General features: G+C 60.8%; 15 protein-coding genes and 2 tRNA genes (1 of these 17 running past the window's edge). 2 read left to right on the plus strand and 15 right to left on the minus strand.

The genetic code is table 11. The features are described from left to right. The 4 genes from HMPREF3145_RS09350 to HMPREF3145_RS09365 form a co-directional block, all read right to left on the minus strand. A tRNA-OTHER gene (locus HMPREF3145_RS09350) sits at positions 1–30 on the minus strand; it reaches 46 nt to the left of the window's first position. Between the two features lie 30 nt (positions 31–60). Further along, positions 61–132 (minus strand) — tRNA-Gln (locus tag HMPREF3145_RS09355). A 177-nt stretch (positions 133–309) separates the two neighbouring features. Continuing rightward, on the minus strand, positions 310–1,806 hold the full coding sequence (gene gltX, locus HMPREF3145_RS09360; protein ID WP_070422965.1) for a glutamate--tRNA ligase: 1,497 nt from the start codon (positions 1,804–1,806) through the stop codon (positions 310–312). An 89-nt stretch (positions 1,807–1,895) separates the two neighbouring features. Beyond that, complete coding sequence (locus HMPREF3145_RS09365) at positions 1,896–2,900, minus strand: CE1 family esterase (protein WP_141740859.1); 1,005 nt, start codon at positions 2,898–2,900, stop codon at positions 1,896–1,898. A 156-nt stretch (positions 2,901–3,056) separates the two neighbouring features. Here HMPREF3145_RS09365 and HMPREF3145_RS09370 point away from each other — a divergent pair, with 156 nt between their 5' ends. Then, entirely contained in the window at positions 3,057–4,196 is a 1,140-nt protein-coding gene (locus HMPREF3145_RS09370) for an isochorismate synthase (protein WP_070422966.1), read from the plus strand. Positions 4,197–4,222: 26 nt separating this feature from the next. On the opposite strand, the gene HMPREF3145_RS09375 is transcribed toward HMPREF3145_RS09370, so the two are convergent. The 8 genes from HMPREF3145_RS09375 to HMPREF3145_RS09410 form a co-directional block, all read right to left on the minus strand. Further along, the gene (locus tag HMPREF3145_RS09375; protein WP_083279509.1) at positions 4,223–5,014 is read right to left on the minus strand and encodes a fumarylacetoacetate hydrolase family protein; all 792 of its coding nucleotides are present in this window, start codon (positions 5,012–5,014) and stop codon (positions 4,223–4,225) included. Positions 5,015–5,069: 55 nt separating this feature from the next. Further along, positions 5,070–5,633, minus strand: a complete 564-nt coding sequence (locus tag HMPREF3145_RS09380; protein ID WP_070422968.1) for an exonuclease domain-containing protein — start codon at positions 5,631–5,633, stop codon at positions 5,070–5,072. Position 5,634: 1 nt separating this feature from the next. Continuing rightward, entirely contained in the window at positions 5,635–7,497 is a 1,863-nt protein-coding gene (locus tag HMPREF3145_RS09385) for a DUF294 nucleotidyltransferase-like domain-containing protein (RefSeq protein ID WP_070422969.1), read from the minus strand. Between the two features lie 50 nt (positions 7,498–7,547). Further along, complete coding sequence (locus HMPREF3145_RS09390; protein WP_070422970.1) at positions 7,548–9,041, minus strand: cell wall-binding repeat 2 family protein; 1,494 nt, start codon at positions 9,039–9,041, stop codon at positions 7,548–7,550. A gap of 10 nt (positions 9,042–9,051) precedes the next feature. Continuing rightward, positions 9,052–10,068 (minus strand): 3-isopropylmalate dehydrogenase, encoded by a 1,017-nt coding sequence (locus HMPREF3145_RS09395; protein ID WP_070422971.1) that lies wholly within the window; start codon positions 10,066–10,068, stop codon positions 9,052–9,054. Between the two features lie 66 nt (positions 10,069–10,134). Beyond that, positions 10,135–10,986 (minus strand): hypothetical protein, encoded by an 852-nt coding sequence (locus HMPREF3145_RS09400; protein ID WP_070422972.1) that lies wholly within the window; start codon positions 10,984–10,986, stop codon positions 10,135–10,137. Between the two features lie 34 nt (positions 10,987–11,020). Next, on the minus strand, positions 11,021–12,787 hold the full coding sequence (locus HMPREF3145_RS09405) for a DUF262 domain-containing protein (RefSeq protein WP_070422973.1): 1,767 nt from the start codon (positions 12,785–12,787) through the stop codon (positions 11,021–11,023). A gap of 21 nt (positions 12,788–12,808) precedes the next feature. Next, positions 12,809–13,720, minus strand: a complete 912-nt coding sequence (locus tag HMPREF3145_RS09410; protein WP_070423026.1) for a cation diffusion facilitator family transporter — start codon at positions 13,718–13,720, stop codon at positions 12,809–12,811. Between the two features lie 246 nt (positions 13,721–13,966). On the opposite strand from HMPREF3145_RS09410, the gene HMPREF3145_RS11710 reads away from it, so the two are divergent. After that, on the plus strand, positions 13,967–14,452 hold the full coding sequence (locus HMPREF3145_RS11710; protein ID WP_070422974.1) for a hypothetical protein: 486 nt from the start codon (positions 13,967–13,969) through the stop codon (positions 14,450–14,452). A gap of 134 nt (positions 14,453–14,586) precedes the next feature. Here HMPREF3145_RS11710 and ilvC read toward each other — a convergent pair whose 3' ends face one another. The 3 genes from ilvC to HMPREF3145_RS09430 are packed head-to-tail and all read right to left on the minus strand — an operon-like array spanning position 14,587 to position 18,000. After that, positions 14,587–15,624, minus strand: a complete 1,038-nt coding sequence (ilvC, locus tag HMPREF3145_RS09420; protein WP_083279502.1) for a ketol-acid reductoisomerase — start codon at positions 15,622–15,624, stop codon at positions 14,587–14,589. A gap of 55 nt (positions 15,625–15,679) precedes the next feature. Further along, positions 15,680–16,198, minus strand: a complete 519-nt coding sequence (gene ilvN, locus HMPREF3145_RS09425) for an acetolactate synthase small subunit (RefSeq protein WP_070422976.1) — start codon at positions 16,196–16,198, stop codon at positions 15,680–15,682. 2 nt (positions 16,199–16,200) lie between these two features. Next, positions 16,201–18,000: an acetolactate synthase large subunit gene (locus HMPREF3145_RS09430; RefSeq protein WP_070422977.1), complete on the minus strand. Its 1,800-nt coding sequence runs from the start codon at positions 17,998–18,000 to the stop codon at positions 16,201–16,203. Between the last annotated feature and the right edge of the window lie 65 nt (positions 18,001–18,065).

An 18,065-nucleotide genomic window follows, 5' to 3' on the forward strand; every position in this document is an offset into this window, starting at 1 on the left:
CGACGTCCTAGGCCGCTAGACGAACGGGGCATTAGGACACAGAACGCAATTGCTCTGCAGCTGGCCTACCAGGACTCGAACCTAGAATGACGGTACCAGAAACCGTAGTGTTGCCAATTACACCATAGGCCATTGTTTTTCAGTCCTGACCTGCGCTTTCCGTTTCCGTTCCGCGCTGTCTGCCTGAACAACATGGAGTACTATAACCATGAATCGCTATGTGTACCAAATCCGCAGGCCACCGCATAGAAACGCGGTGGCCTAAACGTACGAAAACAACAGCGTTGTAGTTCCTACTCCGTAGCGCTCCTACTCTGCAGCCTGGTACGGCGTAACGGCGCGGGCAGCCTTGAGACGCTTCAGCGTGGACTCACGGCCAAGCAGGTCCATGGACTCGAACAGCGGCGGGGACACCGCGGCACCAGTGGTGCCCACGCGCAGGGCACCGAATGCGACACGCGGCTTGAGCTCGAGGTCCTCGATCAGCGCCTTGTTCAGCGCTGCTTCGATGTTCTCGGTGGTCCACTCCCCCTCACCGATCGCCTCAAGCGCTGCAATACCGGCATCCAAAGGCTCGACGGCGGTGTCTTTGAGGTTCTTCTTTGCACTCTTCTCGTCCAGCACCAAGTCATCGTCCGCGATGACAAGGAACTTCAGCAGGTCGTACGCATCGGAGAGCACCTTGATACGGGTCTGCACGAGATCCGCCGCAATGGTGAACTTGTCTTCCGAGTAATCCGCTGGGAAGTCGGTGTACTCGGTGAAGTACTCGCGCAGGCGGTTTCGGAAGTCTTCCGGCTCAAGCAGGCGAATGTGGTCGGCGTTGATTGCTTCAAGCTTCTTCTGGTCGAAGCGGGCCGGGTTACCCAGCACGTCCGAGACGTCGAAGACCTTGACAAACTCGTCGACAGAGAAGATGTCCTGATCCGCAGAAAGCGACCAGCCCAGCAGCGCGAGGTAGTTGATCATGCCTTCTGGGATGATGCCGTTGTCGCGGTGGTTAAACAGGTTGGATTCCGGGTCACGCTTGGAAAGCTTCTTGTTGCCCTGGCCCATCACGAACGGCAGGTGGCCGAACTCGGGGGTGAAATCCGTAATACCGATACGCTTCAGCGCCTCGTAAAGCGCGAGCTGACGTGGCGTGGAGGACAGCAGGTCCTCACCGCGCAGGACGTGGGTAATACCCATGAGCGCGTCGTCGACAGGGTTGACCAGCGTGTACAGCGGCGCGCCGTTGGAGCGGGCGACAACGTAGTCTGGCTGGGTTTCGGACTTGAAGGTGACCTCACCGCGCACAAGGTCGTTCCAGGTCCAATCCTGGTCCGGCATGCGAAGGCGCCAGACCGGCTTGCGGCCTTCGGCCTCAAAGGCGTCAATCTGTTCCTGGGTGAGGTCACGGTCAAAGTTGTCGTAGCCCAGCTGCGGGTCGCGGCCTGCGGCCTTGTGACGCTCCTGGACCTCTTCGTTGGTGGAGTACGCCGGGTAGACCTCGCCGGCCTCGATGAGCTTGTTCAGCACATCGGCGTAGATGTCAGAGCGCTGCGACTGACGGTACGGCTCGTGCGGGCCACCGACGTTGATACCTTCATCCCAGCCAAGGCCGAGCCACTCGAGCGACTCAATAATCGCCTGGTAGCTCTCCTCGGAGTCACGGGCGGCATCCGTGTCCTCGATACGGAACACGAACTTGCCTCCGGAGTGCTTGGCTTGCGCCCAGTTGAACAGGGCGGTGCGGACCATGCCCACGTGTGGGGTTCCGGTCGGCGACGGGCAAAAGCGAACGCGCATATTGGGGTTTTCAGTCATGGGGCAATCGTAGCGCGCCATATGCATTGCGCTTGTCGACGCCCAACCACCCCCGGCGCTCACCGCCCAGGATCCAGCAACATATCGCGTTACTTCGGGTTGCGCATGAGGAAGCGCCACATTTCGTCTGCTGCAGACGGCGAGTACCACCAGAAGTGGTTCGAGCCATGCACCTTGATCACTTCCACGCCCTTGCGGCAGTTTCGCGACGACACCCAAGTCGCATTGTTGCCTGCCGGGCGCGAATCGACTCCCCCGAAGCACCCGTTGCGGCGCTCGTAGGATTTAAACAGCTCCGGCACCGGCAGCACTTGCTGGCCTCGTCGAGTAGTGCCGTGGTACGGGGTGAGTGTGTCGTTGGTGCCGTGAATGGCCATGAACGCGACCGGCAGGTTCTGGCAGCCACGGTTCACCGGGGCGTAGTACGCGCCGGACACGCCAGCAACGCCAGCAAACAAGTCCGCCATGTGGCAGGCGGAGACTGCGGCCATGCCGCCGCCGGTGGACATGCCGGTGGCGTAGATCCGGCGTCGATCGATGTTGTAGTAGCGCTGGACGTCGTTGATCATTGCGCGGACAAAGGCGATGTCTTGGCCTGGACGTGTCGCTGCGGTTGCGGATCCCTCCCACGATGCTCCGATCGCGCGCGGGTAAACGATGATCGCGTCGCGGCCGACAGATGATTCACGCAGGCGTGAATAGTTACGAAAATTCTCCGTGGAATCCTGATATGCGGAGTACCCCACCATCACCGGGGTGGGACGTGCAGGGTTGTACCCTCGCGGCACCCAGACGAGGTAGCTTCGTCCCGCTACTCGGACCTCGCCGTTGGCCCCGTTTGCCACCGGCGCCGGCGCTTGGGGCGCCCACGCACCGGGGAGATTCGGCGCGGGAATTTGCGGGGCGGGAACTGGGTTGATCGGCAACGATGAGCCTTGTGGCAGGGAGTCGTTGGCCATCTGGACAAACTTGTTCCACTCAGCATTTGCCTGGTTGACCGCGTTTGTAACTGCCTGATTCGCCTGCGAAGACAAGTCTTGCGCCTGTGCAGGGACAGGAGTGACCGCCCCAGCGGCGATCATGAGGGTTGCCACGCTTCCTGCCAGTGCTTTACGGATCCGCCCGACCCGTTTCGCACCAACTGTCACATTGTTACCATCTTTCACACAGGCAACAATAAATCTGGGGTATATCCGAAGCAACTGATCCGACCGCACCTTTTTGCACGCCGCCGGTTAGAGTGTTTGCCCATGTCCGTCAACCCGCTTGCCGGCCCTCCATCCGGCCGCCCCGACACTGCGCCCGATTTTCTCCTTTCGCGCGCAGAAGGATCGGTCCGCACTCAAGGCGCCACCCGCACGTTCAGCGACGCCTGGGAAGCAAACAATGCGCTAGAGCGCAGCGAGGTGGAAATGGTTGTAGGTGCGCTCCCCTTTGACCAGGACTGCCCAGCGGCGCTCACTGTGCCAGAGCACATCATTCGGGAGCCAGGCCCGCTAGAGCCGCACCCGTATTACCGGATTGGCGCAGGTTCTCGCCTTCACGCAACGCTTATCGACGTCGACCCTTCCCCCGAGGAACATCTTCGACGCGTTGAGGCCGCAGTGGGTACTATCCGCAACTCCCTGTTGGACAAGGTTGTGCTTGCCCGTGCGGTAGACATCGCCTTCGACCCACCGGTTGATCCGCGCCTCGTCGCGGCCAGGCTGATCGATCTGTCCTACACGCACGACGGTTTCATCGCGGACCTCACCCCATCTGGCCGCACGGGACATTTCCTAGTCGGCTCCTCCCCCGAAGTCCTGGTGCGCCGCCGTGGCAACAAGGTGACCTCCTATCCCCTTGCAGGTTCGGCAACACGTGTACCGCACGATCCGGCGGCGGACCGCGCCGCAGCGGAGGCACTGGCGTCGTCGCAAAAGGATTTCGACGAACACCGCTTCGTTGTCGAGCACATCCGCGAGGTCCTCGAGCCACTTTGCTCTGACCTGCAGATTTCAGAGCGCCCAATCCTAGAAAAGACCAGCGAGATGTGGCACCTTGCCACACCGATTAGCGGCACGTTGAAGGAACCGGCACCAACAGCGCTGGATCTGGCAATGCGTCTCTACCCCACCCCTGCTGTGTGCGGCACCCCACCCGCCGCCGCAGAAGCCCTGATTACCACCGCCGAATCGGATCGCGGTTTCTACGCCGGCGCGGTCGGATATACCGATGCCGCAGGTGATGGCGAATACATGGTTGCCATCCGTTGTGCGGAGGTCAACGGCGACGGCACACACGCCCGCGCCTGGGCCGGTGGCGGGCTCACCGCAGACTCCGACCCACAGGCCGAACTCGACGAGACTTCAGCCAAACTGCGCACGATCATGCGCGCGCTGGGCCTGTAAACACGGCCCAAAAGCGAGCCTGCGTTCTAGGCGCGCTCGACGGGGTTGCCCAGTTTGCCGATACCTGGGATCTCAACCTCGATGTAGTCGCCCGGAACCATCTCTGCGGTACCCGCCGGCGAACCGGTTGCAATGACATCGCCCGGCAGCAGAGTAAAGGACTGGGAGACCCACTCCACCATCTCTCCAACCGACTTGATCATCTGGTTCGAGTTGGAGTCCTGCTTGGTCTCCGTTTTACCGTCGTGGGTGTGGTGCGCCTTGATCGGCAGGTTGGCAAAGTCGAACTTATCCAGGTCCGTCTCAATCCAAGGACCGAGCGGACCGAAGGTGTCCATGCCCTTGGCGCGCGCCCACTGACCGTCCGCGAACTGGAGGTCACGCGAGGAGACATCGTTGATGATGGTCACGCCACGGATCACAGACTTCCAGTCCTCAGCCTTGACGTTTTTGCATGGAACGCCAACGACGAGCGCCAGCTCGCCCTCAAACTCGACGCCTGTGGCGAACTCCGGGATCTTAATAGCGGCACCAGGGCCAATCACGGCGGTCGACGGCTTGATAAAGATTGTCGGCGGCAGGTGCTCGGCGGATTGCTTGAACACCTCAGCTACGTGGTCCGCGTAGTTGCGTCCCACAGCGACGATCTTCGACGGTAGCGTCGGTGCAAGCAACCTCACCTGGTCAAGGTCGTATTCTTTGCCGGTGTACTCCGGCGCACTAAACGGCGTGCCCTTGATCGCCTTTGCGGTCGTTCCCGCATCGTCGATAACGGCGAACGTCATTCCTTCAGGTGTTGCAATTCGTCCAAAACGCATGTGATCGAGCATACAACCCCACTGTCATTGTGGCGCATTTGGGATTCACTGACGTCTACTGCGCGCTCAGCGCCAGGTACAACTCCGCGCACGCGATCGCGTCGGTAAGCGCGTTGTGGTTCGCGTAGTCGGGCAAATTGTAGCGCTGTCGCACGCGCGCAAGCCTGAGGTCCTCGCCGCGCGGATACGTACCCATGCGCTCCATGTGTCGCCGCTCCATCGCGAAGGTATCCACTACCTCGCTCTCGCGCAGGCCCCATCGCTTGCCCTTGACATCTTTTTGCAGCTTTGCGACGAAACCTAGCTCCATCTGCGCAAAGTGGGCCAACAACTTGCGTCCTTCAAGGGCACGATCAAACGCGTCGAGTACTTCGGCAGCGGCGACGCCTTTGTTCGCAATATCGTCGTCAGTCACCCCGTGAAGCGTGACCGTATCGCCAACTTGGGCGCCTGCGAGAACGAAGTACTGTGCCTGTGATAAATCGATCACACGCCCGTCGACGGGAACCCAGCCGATGGAGACCATCTCATGCTTCTCCGGCTTGAGTCCAGTGGTTTCGACGTCGACGGCCAGCAGGGCGTCGTCGTTAAGCACCCGCGCTTTCGGTCGAAAGAACATCTCACACCGCCCGCGTCGGGTACTTCGACGCCAGCGCGTTCTGCAGCGACTTGATCACACCGAACGCATCGCGCAACGCGGCCCGATCCAGGGATTGCAACTGCTTCGGATCAATGCGGTAGTTCGGCTCCTCCCCGGCGCGCACCTGCTGCGACTGGTGTTTCATGACAAGGTCCGAAAGGTACTCGTAAGCGTCTGCCAGATCCGACGCTCCCTTCGTCGATACCGCCTCGCCGGCAGAGGCACGCAGGCGTGTAGGCGTATCCACCGCACTGACACCGGCCACGATGGAGTACAACCGAGCCATCTGCACCACAGCGGCAGTACCACCGCGTTTGATGTCTAGCGTGTTCGCATACTCGCCGTCGCGCTCAAGCACGAAGCCACGGAAAAAGCCCACTGGAGGCTCTCGGAACGTAGCCAGAGCTGCCAAGTGTGTATGTAGACGGCGCGACCCGCGCGCCGACGACAACGCCGCCTCATGCACCTCATCAGCCAGCGAGCGCCACCCCTCGCCTGACCCGAAGATCGCGCGGAAATCGAAAAACACCTGCGCGTGCAGCAACGCATTCGGATCAGGTGCAGTGACCCAAGTGTGGAACATGCGCGACCACTGTGACTGCGTCATGCGCCACTTTGGGTTCGACGCCATCATCTCCCCCGGGCATAACGCCTGACCTGCATGCGCGAGACCCTCGCAGACAAACTGTGTCAGCGCGGTGAAGTACTCCCCATGGGTTTCTTCGTCGTAACTGTCCGCGAGGACCAACGCGTTGTCTTGGTCGGAGGCTGGCCCCATCTCCGCGCGAGCCTGACTGCCTACCGCGACAAAGGCGTACGGCACCGGTGCTGGCCCCAGCTGCTCCTCCGCTAGCTCGCCTAGACGGCGAGCGATGGAATCCGCAATCGATGTCAGCAGGCGCTGTGTCTCAGCAGCGGACGCGCCTCGCTCAAAGAACCGCACAGCCACGTTTGCCGCGGCATCGTAGGCTCCCTCGAGCTCCTCGTACGTACTCTGCTGCACATCTGCTGCCAAGTAGATCGGGTCTGCTTGCAGCAGGCGCATGATGTCGAATGAGGTCAGCACACCGCACACACCTCCGGCGCCTTCAACCGGCAGGTGGTGGATCCCCAACTCGCTCATCGCGAGCATCGCCTCGAACACCAACGCTGTTTCCGGGATGGTGCGCACTGGTGAGGACATCACATGTGCAATAGGCCGTGACGGGTCCACTTGCGCTGCGACAACGCGAGAACGCATGTCCTTGTCTGTGAGGATGCCGATCTGCTCACCTCCGACGACGACGAGGCAACTCGCATCGTGCTCGTTCATCACACCGGCAGCGTGCGCGATTGATGCAGTTGCGTCACAGGTGACAGCGGGGCGGCCGTCGACAATATGCGCAATGGGCGTACGCAGCACACTCGCCGTCCCCCCATCACGCACCTCTTCCGCTGCCACTTTGAGACGACGAGACGCCGATTCAAAGAACCTGTGCAGCTCAGGATGCGCATCGAGCAGGCCTGTGAACACCTCGCGCGGCAGCATGAGCAACACGCTGTCTTCCACCGCTTCCATCACATACTGCGATTCACGCGGACCTACCAGCGTGGAGTAGCCGAAGTTCAGGCCTGTATCGCGACGGTCCAGCAGCAAGTTGTCATCGCTGACGATGTCAATCGCACCCGAGCGAATGATGTACAGCGTGTCGTTGGGCTGGCCGAGATCCACAACGACTTGACCGCGGCGCACATAGGTGATCCCCATCTGTGCGGGCAGGGCCCGGATCTTCTCTTCAGGGAGGCTTGAAAACGGCTCGTGCTGGGCCAGGAAGCCGTAGACCTCGTCCAATTCCACGCTCATGCCCGAAGCCTAGCGTGAGCACGACCCCCACACGGCGAATTTTTGGAAAACTACTGGTAGCTCACAAACCACGGGCGAGGATTCACGTCGGCATAGGTCTGCTCCGGAGTAAACATGGGAGAATCCTCGTCGATAAAGTTCTTCCACGCCATGAAGTAATTCGGGTCCAACCCCTGACGCAGGATGTTCCACGTGTCGAACTTCTGCTCCGGCAGCCCATGACCGTCCGCGTGAAGGATCCATGCCAGTTCCGGCTGCCCGGTGACAATGCTTTCGCGGTCCGGGTACATTCCAACCTGGAACTGGTGCAGAATCAATGCCTTCTGTGGCAGGTTGTTGTCGCGGACAAGCGCTGCAAGCCAGTCGGCGACCTCATTGATTTCGGCTGCGGTTGCGCTACCGATACGCGAAAGCGGCTGCTCACCAGGGTTTAGCTTCCATTCCGCATCAAGTGCCAAGCCAACGTTCGGCTGCTTGAGCAGCTCCTCGTAGATCTTCGCCTGCTCCAAGAAGTTGCCTTGGCCCGGCTGCAGGTCGATTACGGCGTAACCACCTGCGTCCACGATGGCATCCACATACGGGGCGATATCTTCCATCGGCGTCTCGTTGGAGTAGTTACCGTCATCGCCCGGGAATTCCGATGCCACCGACGCAATGACCTCGAAGGCAGGAATGATTGGCTGATCCTCCAGCGGCTCGTACCAGGAGGCGTATTGCTTCGCCAGTTCAACTGCTGCGGCAGGGTCCTGCTCCCCCATCACTCCGAGCTCTGGGCCGTACGGATGGCCGTAGAGCGCAATCATGCGCCGGCCTGGGAACACCAGTCCGCCGCCACCAGGCAGTTCACCATTGGCGGCGAGTGCTGCACGCGCACGGAAGTTCTCGTTCGAGCCCCACTGGCGGCCAAGCGCGAGCACGTCCTGTTCCATAACATCGCGCATGCTTTGCGACGACGCCCGCGGGTCCGCAGCCGCCAACACCTGCACATCCGCACCTGCTGCGCGAGCTGTGGCCACCGACGCACGCGAGGAGACCGCCGTGGCAAACACTGGCGGCATCTGCAAGCCACGCGGGTTCTTTGCCTCGAGTGCCGCAATCGCCGCCACATCTTCTTCGGCACGCTCGGCTACGACCGGTACAGTCGCTGCTACCGCGTCGTCATCGCCCGGAACCTCAATTACCCGGGACGCGCCAAGGCGTTCAACCTCAGCATCAATCGCGGCGTCGGTGCCATCGAGGCGCACCAGAAGCGGCGCACCTAGTTCCACTGCAATCGCGGCAGCCCGAAGCTGCTGATCGCGATCCTTCGCGGAGACCACCACCGTGTCCGACGACTCGAAGAAGCGCTGCGAGACTTCCACACCCGTGCCGTCGGCGTCCTGAACCACCTCGTCACCATCGGTGGCAAGGGCGTTCTTGGCGCCAGCATCGGACTGAGAGCCCCCACCGAGTCCTCCGTCGCCTGCGCCGCAGCCAGTCAGGGCAAGCGCAGAAGCACAGAAAATGGCAAGGGACGCACGTGTGATCTTCCGGGAAGAAACCATGCGCTCGACCCTACGCGAGGGCGTCGACGATGCGCTCACCTACCTCGGTGGTACGCACCGGCGTGTCTCCACGTTGGGTCACGTCGCGCTCGACTGCTTCTTCGATGCGGGCGGCGTTGGTGTCGTCGCCAAGGAAGCGCAGCATCATCGCCACAGACAGAATCATTGCCGTGGGATCAGCAATCCCCTGGCCCGCGATATCCGGTGCAGAGCCGTGCACCGGTTCGAACATGGATGGGAACTCACGAGCAGCATTGATGTTGCCGGAGCACGCCAGCCCCACACCGCCCGCAACCGCACCTGCCAGGTCAGTCAGGATGTCGCCGAAAAGGTTGTCGGTGACAATCACGTCGTAGCGCGACGGGTCCTGCACCATGTAAATCGTTGCAGCATCGATGTGGTTGTAGTCCACCTCGACCTCCGGGAACTCCTGCGACAACTCGTCGACCACGCGCTGCCACAAGCCACCTGCGTTGACCAGCACGTTGGTCTTGTGCACGAGCGTGACCTTCTTGCGGCGCGTCATTGCCAACTCAAACGCGTACCGAGCAACACGCTCAGCGCCGAAATACGTGTTCTGAGAAACCTCGGAAGCAACTTCGTGCGGGGTGCCCCGACGCAAGGTACCGCCGTTACCAGCATAGAGCCCCTCGGTACCTTCACGGACCACAACAAAGTCGATCTCACCAGGGTTTGCGAGCGGGCTCGTCGACGATGGGTAGAGCTTCGACGGCCGCAGATTAACGTAATGGTCCAACTTGAAACGCAGCGGCAGCAGCAGGCCGCGCTCGAGCACACCCGCAGGCACGCGCGCCGGGTCGCCGATCGCGCCGAGCAGAATCGCATCGTGTTCGGCGAGGCTTTCCAAGTCCTCGTCCGTCAGCAGCTCGCCGTTGCGCAGGTAGCGGCGCGCTCCGAGGTCATATTCGGTGGTCTCGACGTCATCGCGCACAGCATTGAGGACCTTGAGCCCCTCCGCCATAACTTCTTGGCCGATACCGTCGCCAGCAATCACCGCGATTTTCATATTCTGGGACACCTTTCTCACTGTGTAGATTCTGGCGCCCACATTAGCACTCCTTAGCGCTTGGGTTTAACGATTCCGCTCCGACTGACGGATACGAAACGCCAACTCCTCACTCGAGCCGAATTGCGCCCCCAGCGCAATAAGCGACTTATCAGAAAGCCCCGCCATGGCGAACAACGTCGCTTCCGCTTTCCGCGGATCCGGCAGCGGCACGATCTCCACCGCGGCACCGTAACTCCTCGCATTCGCAATCGCGGGTATCGACGACTGCCACGTGGCCACCACCTTCGGCGACATATGCGCATCCCGGCGCGATTGGACGGGAAACGGTTGCGCTTGGGCGCCGGGTTTAGCCACGGGATCTGCCCAGGTAGCACGTAGCCAAGTGGGATCGCTACCGTTGAGTTCGGCGACTGCGCGGGCACTGTCAGCAGGGTCATCGATAGTGCGTTCAACGAAGCGCAGCGAAGTCATCTCGCCGAGCGCGCGCATCCCACCGGGGTCGCGTCGGATACGTACTGCACCAGATGCGGGAGCCATAGCGACATCACCGACAGTTAAGACGGTCACCGTGTGCATGTCGGCGATCATGGAGACGTATTCGGCGTGGCGTGCTCCGTCGTAGACCATCATCGGGGCATGTGCGGTCACTGCGATGGAGGCTGCGCGAAGTTGCGCCTCCGGGGTGTCGTCGGAAAGCACGAGCGTTTCGGAGCGCGGGAAGAACAACTTCGCGGTTTCCATGCCAAGTGGGTCGTCGAGCACCACCGGGTGAGGCTCAAACGTTTTGGAGACATGCCCTGCGACGTTGACGCTACGGGCGCGATCGTAAGGGCCAAGTTGGACATCCGGAGTGCATGCGGCGAGCAGTACGCCCGCCGATAGCACGGCAAGCGATGCGTACCCGGAATGCTTCACCGGTCCTCCTTCGTGTCTCTCCCCTGTGCTGTTCCTATTCTGCGTCGTCGCACAATCCTTCGTCGCTGAGAACGTTGCGGTCCATCGCGTATTCAATCATGCCGATGAACCGTTCACGACGGTCAGCGATAAATCGCTCCCAGTTAGATGTCAGCAGTGCTTCTGGGTCGACTTCGTGGCTTTCGAGCAGGGCGTCAAAGTCATCGTCGTCAAGCAGCGACTTGGACTGCAGCCTGGGCAGGTAGCGTTTCGGCTCGTTTTGCTCAATGACGACCTCGGTGCGACGGCCCATCGGCGTGCGGTTGAGCACGCTGTCGGCCAGCTGCTCGTCGACACCGAATTCGCGTAGGTACTCCCACGGGAAGATCTGGCCGAAGCGAGGTTTCAGTTCGGCCACTGTGGATTTGTCGAAGTGCTCTCCAGTGCGCCAGTCACGCGCGCCGCGTGCCATCAGTAACGAATACAGCCCACGGTAGATCCCACTGTCCGCGGTTGCGGTATAGAGACGGGATTCATGGAAACGTGCATCGGCGACCGTACGTGGCTCGATGTCGGTCTCTCCACAGACCCACGGGATGACTTCAGAGACGTCTACGCCGATGCGGATTGTCGGCGCGTGCGCGGCATAAAGCTCACCGAACACGCCGCACCAGAACCAACGGTTGAGCCTGTCGCCGACTTCCTTCTTTCCTGCAAGTTCGGGACGTTCGGCCAGGCGCGCAAGCATAACCGCGAGCGGGATGAGTTGCGCAGGGTAAGGGACTTGATCCGCAGCGACGATACGTCGCTCTTGCAGGAACTGGGCGACCGCAACGAACCCGCGGGCCATCTCATCGGCGTGTGCACGGTAATCCTCGATCGTGATGTTGAGGATGTCACCACGGTGGCCCAAAGCAGGCCCCTGCCGACTGGTCAGCAACAGTGACAGTGCACGCAGGAATTCCACACGGCCGATGCCCTTGAGCACGTCATAGCAATCAAACTGGGCTGCGAGTTCTTCCCAGTGGCTAGCCAAGTCGAACGTCGGGTCTTGGGTTGCATATGTCGCGGTAAGGAGCTCGAACACATCCATCTGCACACCTGCCGAGTTAGCAAACGCAAAGATCTGCCCCACTCCCTCTTGTGCAGTATCGCGGTCCAGGCGGATCATTGGAATGTCGTACGCAGGCAGCTCACGCATCACCGCATTGATAAATCGCTTCACGGCAGTACGCACCTCGTCGTGTTGTGCATGTGCCGCCATATCGACGAGGAGATCGTTGCCCTCTTTCCAGAGCAACATCGAAACCGGCATCACAGCGTGCTCGATCATGTCATCGCGATTTCGGATGCCACCTGGAATGTCCGGCCCAAAGTGGGATCGGACATTCCCTTCCCCATCGACAGCAAACACGGCTTCCACCGGCATCGGCGTGTGTGCCACCGCCGCTCGTACGTCCACCATGAACTTCCGGGAAATCGGTCGCCCAAGATAGTCCACCGTGCTCACCTCCCCATCACCCTTAAATGCGTGAAAGAGCGACGTGAGGCGCTGTTGGCCGTCGAGAAGCAACAGGCCCGGTTCCACTCCAGCAACATTCACCCCCTCAAGCGGGCGTGGTTTAAAACGCTGCTCCGCGTTGCGAGTATCGAGCGCGAGGAAAGAACCGACCGGGTAGCCACGCAGCACGGAGGTGACCAACGTGCGCACCCGATCCACGTCCCACAGGTATGAGCGCTGAAAACCAGGCAGCTGCAGCTCGCCGCGCTCAGCGCGGGAAAATAGATCCTTGAGCGAATAGCTCGGCGTAGTAAAGCCCATATGCCTTAGCGTAGGACAGAATCAGCACACCGTCTCGTGCTCGATGTGCTCTGGCAGCTCAATTTGCACTGTCGCATGCTCCACACCCAGCCGGTGCAACTCCGCCTGAACCCGATCCAGCAACTGATCGCGGTCTTCTCCTTCCGCCGCCACAATGTGAACCGTTGCAATCACCGACACCCCGTCAAGCGACCACAAGTGCAGGTCATGCAAATCCCTCACCCCAGGCAGTGCACGTAACTCAGCCTCGACTTCCTCGGCGTCAAACCCTTCGGGCACACGCTCCAGCATCACACCCACCGACTCCGCCATGAGTTTCCACGCACGAGGAACAATCAGGCCCGCGATCAGCAACGACGCAATGGGGTCAGCCGCAGTAAAGCCGGTCAACGCGACAATTGCGCCGGCCCCCAGCACGGCGATAGACCCGAACATATCCACCAACACGTGGAGGTATGCACCGCGTACGTTGATCGACTCCTTTTGCTGGGAGTACAAAATCCACGCCGACAACGCGTTCGCCGCAAGGCCGATCGCGGCGATGATCATCATCGGACCCGTATCAATCGGGGCTGGATCCCGCAGCCTGCGCAAGGCCTCGATTGCAATCCAGACGGAGACTGCCAGCACTGTCGCGGCATTAATCATCGCCGCGAGCACCTCGACACGGCGGTAGCCGTAGGTCGCGTATGACGTGGCTGCACGCTTACCGACGAGCACCGCCGCCATCGCAATGATCAGCCCGGCCGCGTCCGACAACATGTGCATCGCATCCGCAAGCAGCGCGACCGATCCCGAAATCACACCTCCGACCAACTCCGCAACAAAGACCGTTGCGGTAACGGCAAGTGCAGCGCCGATCGCTTTCGTCGGCGCGTCAACACGTGCGCCATGAGCATGATCATGATGAGCGTGATCTGAATGGTTGTGCATAACGACAACCATAGGAACACCAACACGTTAATGACAATTTATTGAAAATCGCTGCCGGAATGCTTTCCACAGCGCTCACGAGGAGAAACGAATCATTCGCGCCTCCCCGTGGCGAAATCCCGCCGAGCCAAATCGTCATACTTTGTTACAGTGGGCGACCGTTCGCATATCCGAGCACGTCACGGGCGGTTCACCATGAATCCGCCCCGAGCGGCGCGGATAAGTAATAACGAAAGGAATTAGCAAATGACCACCCCGAACCCGAATCAAAACCCGAACGACCCGACCGAGGATGTTCGCGTCGAGCGCACTACCCCTGAGGCTTCGACCACCGCACCGGCGCGTCCGGCTGCTGGCTCCACTGCAGTGACTGACGACGATAACGGTGGCGGCGGATGGTGGAAGTGGCTCCTGGGCATTCTGGCAGCACTCCTGCTTTTGGCCTTGCTGTGGAACCTGTTTACCGGCGACGACACCGAGGGCGACGCCACCGTAGACACCTCCACCACGACTGCAGCCACCGAGGTTGTTAACGAGACCACCACGGTCGAAGACGGCACCGTTACCGAAACCGCACCGGCCGAGGACGCCGCTGAGGACGCCAACACTGACGCCAACGAGGCCGACGCTACCGCGACCGAGACGACAAACGTCGTCGAGGAGGTCATCGACTCCATCGCACCGGAAGGCGCCCAGGAGGAGGCTCCGGCTGACGCACCGGCCACCAACTAATTATTCGGCGCGATCCGACTACCCCGCACCCACTCTCCGGGCGCGGGGTTTGCTCTGCCGTGCGGGCTTGTGCGGGAGCAACACGACAAAGCCCTCGAATCACATTGATCCGAGGGCTACGTTTACCTACCGAATTAGCGGGCAGTGTCGGTAAGCGGGTTCTTCACCCAGCTCATCATGTCGCGCAGCTCTGCACCGGTCTTCTCAATCGGGTGCTGTGCAACCTTGTCGCGCAGACCCTCGAGCTCCTTGTTGCCACCCTCAACGTTGGCGACGAGGCGCTTGGTAAAGGTGCCGTCCTGGATATCCTTCAGGATGTCGCGCATACGATCCTTCGCCGAGGCGTCGATGACACGCGGACCAGAGAGGTAACCGCCAAACTCTGCCGTGTCAGACACGGAGTAGTTCATGTTGGCAATGCCGCCTTCGTAGATCAGGTCGACGATCAGCTTCATCTCGTGGAGGCACTCGAAATACGCCATCTCCGGCTCGTAGCCAGCCTCGACCAAGACGTCGAAGCCGGTCATGATCAGGTCCTCGAGGCCACCACAGAGCACTGCCTGCTCACCGAACAGGTCGGTGACAGTCTCGGCCTCGAAGGTGGTCGGGATAACGCCAGCGCGTGCGCCACCGATTGCGGCAGCGTAGGACAGCGCAAGCTCACGGCCGTTGCCCTGCGGATCCTGCTCCACGGCGATCAGGCAAGGCACACCCTTGCCGTCGGCGAAGGTGCGACGCACCAGGTGGCCCGGACCCTTCGGGGCAACCATGCCGACGGTGATGTTGTCTGCCGGCTTGATCAGGCCGAAATGGATGTTCAGACCATGGCCGAAGAACAGGGCGTCGCCGTCCTTCAGGTTCGGCTCGATGTCCTCTTCGAAGATCTTGGCCTGGGAGGTATCCGGGGCGAGCAGCATGATCACGTCAGCCCATGCAGCTGCCTCAGCATTCGTCTTCACATCAAAGCCGGCCTCGCGGGCCTTTTCTGCGGACTTGGAGCCGTCGCGAAGGCCAACAACCACCTCGACGCCGGACTCGCGCAGGTTCTGAGCGTGCGCGTGACCCTGGGAGCCGTAGCCGATGATTGCAACCTTCTTGCCCTGGATCAGGGACAGGTCTGCGTCTTGGTCGTAAAGCACTTCAATAGCCATAGTTCTCGCTTCTTTCTTCATTCTGTGAGACGGGCGTTTCACATTATGACACAGCCGCCTCAGTTTGTGGGTGTTTTTAGTCCAATGGAGCCAAAGTTTTAGCGCCGCGCGTCAGCGCTACCGTGCCTGATCGGGCAAGCTCGCGGATACCGAACGTATCCATGACGTCCAAAAACGCCTTCAACTTCGGTGACTCACCGGTGGCCTCAATAACAACAGAGTCCACCGCAACATCGATCACGCGCGCTCGGAACAGGTTGGCAGCGTCCACCACCTGCGGACGGGTTTGATTGTCCGCGTTGACCTTGACCAGCAGCAGCTGGCGGCCGACCGTGGTGTCGTCGTCAAGCTGCTGCACCTTAAGCACCTGGATCAGCTTGTAGAGCTGTTTGACGATCTGCTCGACAGAACGCTCCGTTGCATCGACCACCACCGTCAACCGGTTCACGCCCTCTTTCGACGTCTTCGCCGAAACGAGCGAGACCAGGTTGTACCCGCGACGGGTAAACAGGGCGGTAACACGGGTGATAATTCCGTCGACGTCCTCAACCAGCACTGAAAGCGTGTGGCGAGTGATTGCATCTGGTTGCGTCATTGTTAGTTCCCTTCCTGCTCCGCCGCAGCGGTCTCGATGGCCTCGCTGATTGCCTGCGGCGACTCCGCAGCCGACTCCTCATCGTCGAAGAACGGGCGCATTCCGCGCGCATACTCAATGTCACTATTCGACGAGCCCGCAGAGATCATCGGCCACACCTGCGCGTCCTCGCCCACGATGAACTCAATGACCACCGGGCGATCGTTGATCTCACGCGCACGTTGGATCGTCGGCAGCACGTCTTCTTCCTTCGACACCCGGAACGCAACCGCGCCGAGCGCCTCCGACAACTGCACAAAGTCCGGAACGTAGGTTTCCCCACCCAACTTCGTGTGAGAGTAATTGCCGTCGTAGAACAGCGTCTGCCACTGACGCACCATGCCCAGGTTGCCGTTATTAATCAGTGCAACCTTGATCGGAAAGCCTTCGAGCGCAGCGGTGGTGATCTCCTGGTTGGTCATCTGGAAACAACCATCGCCGTCGATCGCCCACACCTCTGCATCCGGGTGCGCTGCCTTCGCACCGAGCGCAGCCGGAATGGAAAAGCCCATCGTGCCAGCACCACCAGAGTTGATCCAGTGGCGCGGCGTTTCAAAGTCCACAAACTGCGCAGACCACATCTGGTGCTGGCCCACACCAGAGCAGTAAATTGCGTCCGGCCCGGCGGCCTTGGACAGCGTCTCGATCACAAACTGCGGAGCGAGCGTGCCGTCCTCGTTCTTGTCATAACCGCGCGGGAAACGACGCTTCAGATCCTGCAGACGCTCAATCCACGGCTCAATCGACGGCGCCTTGGTCTTTCCGGATTCCTCAAAGTAATCGGTCAGTTCCGACAGCACACGCTTAGCATCGCCAACGATTGGAACGTCCACCGCGCGGATCTTGCCCACCTCTGCAGGGTCGATGTCAGCGTGAATGACCTTGGCGTGCGGCGCAAACGTATCGGTATCGCCGGTCACGCGGTCGTCGAAACGCGTGCCAACAGCGATGAGCAAGTCGGATTCCTGGAAGGAACCCACTGCCGGTACCGAACCGTGCATACCCGGCATACCCAGGTACAGCGGGTGCGACTGCGGGAACGCTCCGAGCGCCATCAAAGTCGTAGCCACAGGGATCCCGGTCGCCTCAACAAACTCGAGCAGCTGCTTGTTCGCATTCGCCTTCACAACACCGCCACCGATGTAAAGCACCGGACGCTTCGCCTGAGAAATCAGCTTCGCTGCCTGGGCAATCTGACGGTTGTGCGGCTTCGTGTTCGGCTTGTAGCCAGCCAAATCGATCTTCGGCGGCCACTTAAACTCAATCTCCGCGTTCTGCACATCCTTCGGGATGTCCACGAGCACTGGGCCTGGACGGCCGGTCGAGGCAATATGAAACGCCGCCGCAAGCGCGAACGGGATCTGCTCCGGGTCGGTCACCATGAAGTTGTGCTTTGTAATCGGCATCGTGATGCCGCGGATGTCCGCCTCCTGGAACGCATCGGTACCCAAAAGCGACGAGCCAACCTGGCCCGTGATCGCCACCATCGGCACCGAGTCCAGGTAAGCGTCCGCGATCGGTGTTACCAAGTTCGTCGCACCGGGACCAGACGTAGCAATGCAAACGCCGACCCTTCCCGAGGCCACCGCGTATCCCTCTGCTGCATGGCCCGCACCTTGCTCGTGGCGCACCAACACGTGGCGTAGTTTCGTTGCCCGATACAGGGCGTCGTAAAGCGGAAGCACCGCGCCACCCGGAAGGCCGAACACAATTTCCGTGCCAAGCTCCTCCAGGCTGCGAACGACCGCGTCCGCGCCTTTCATCCGCTCCGGTCCATTGCTCTCCGTCGACGGGGATGGTTGTGAACCTGCCACCGTTGCACTCCTTG

Origin of the sequence: Corynebacterium sp. HMSC05C01, assembly GCF_001807155.1 — a bacterium.
Classification (GTDB): Bacteria; Actinomycetota; Actinomycetes; order Mycobacteriales; family Mycobacteriaceae; genus Corynebacterium; species Corynebacterium coyleae.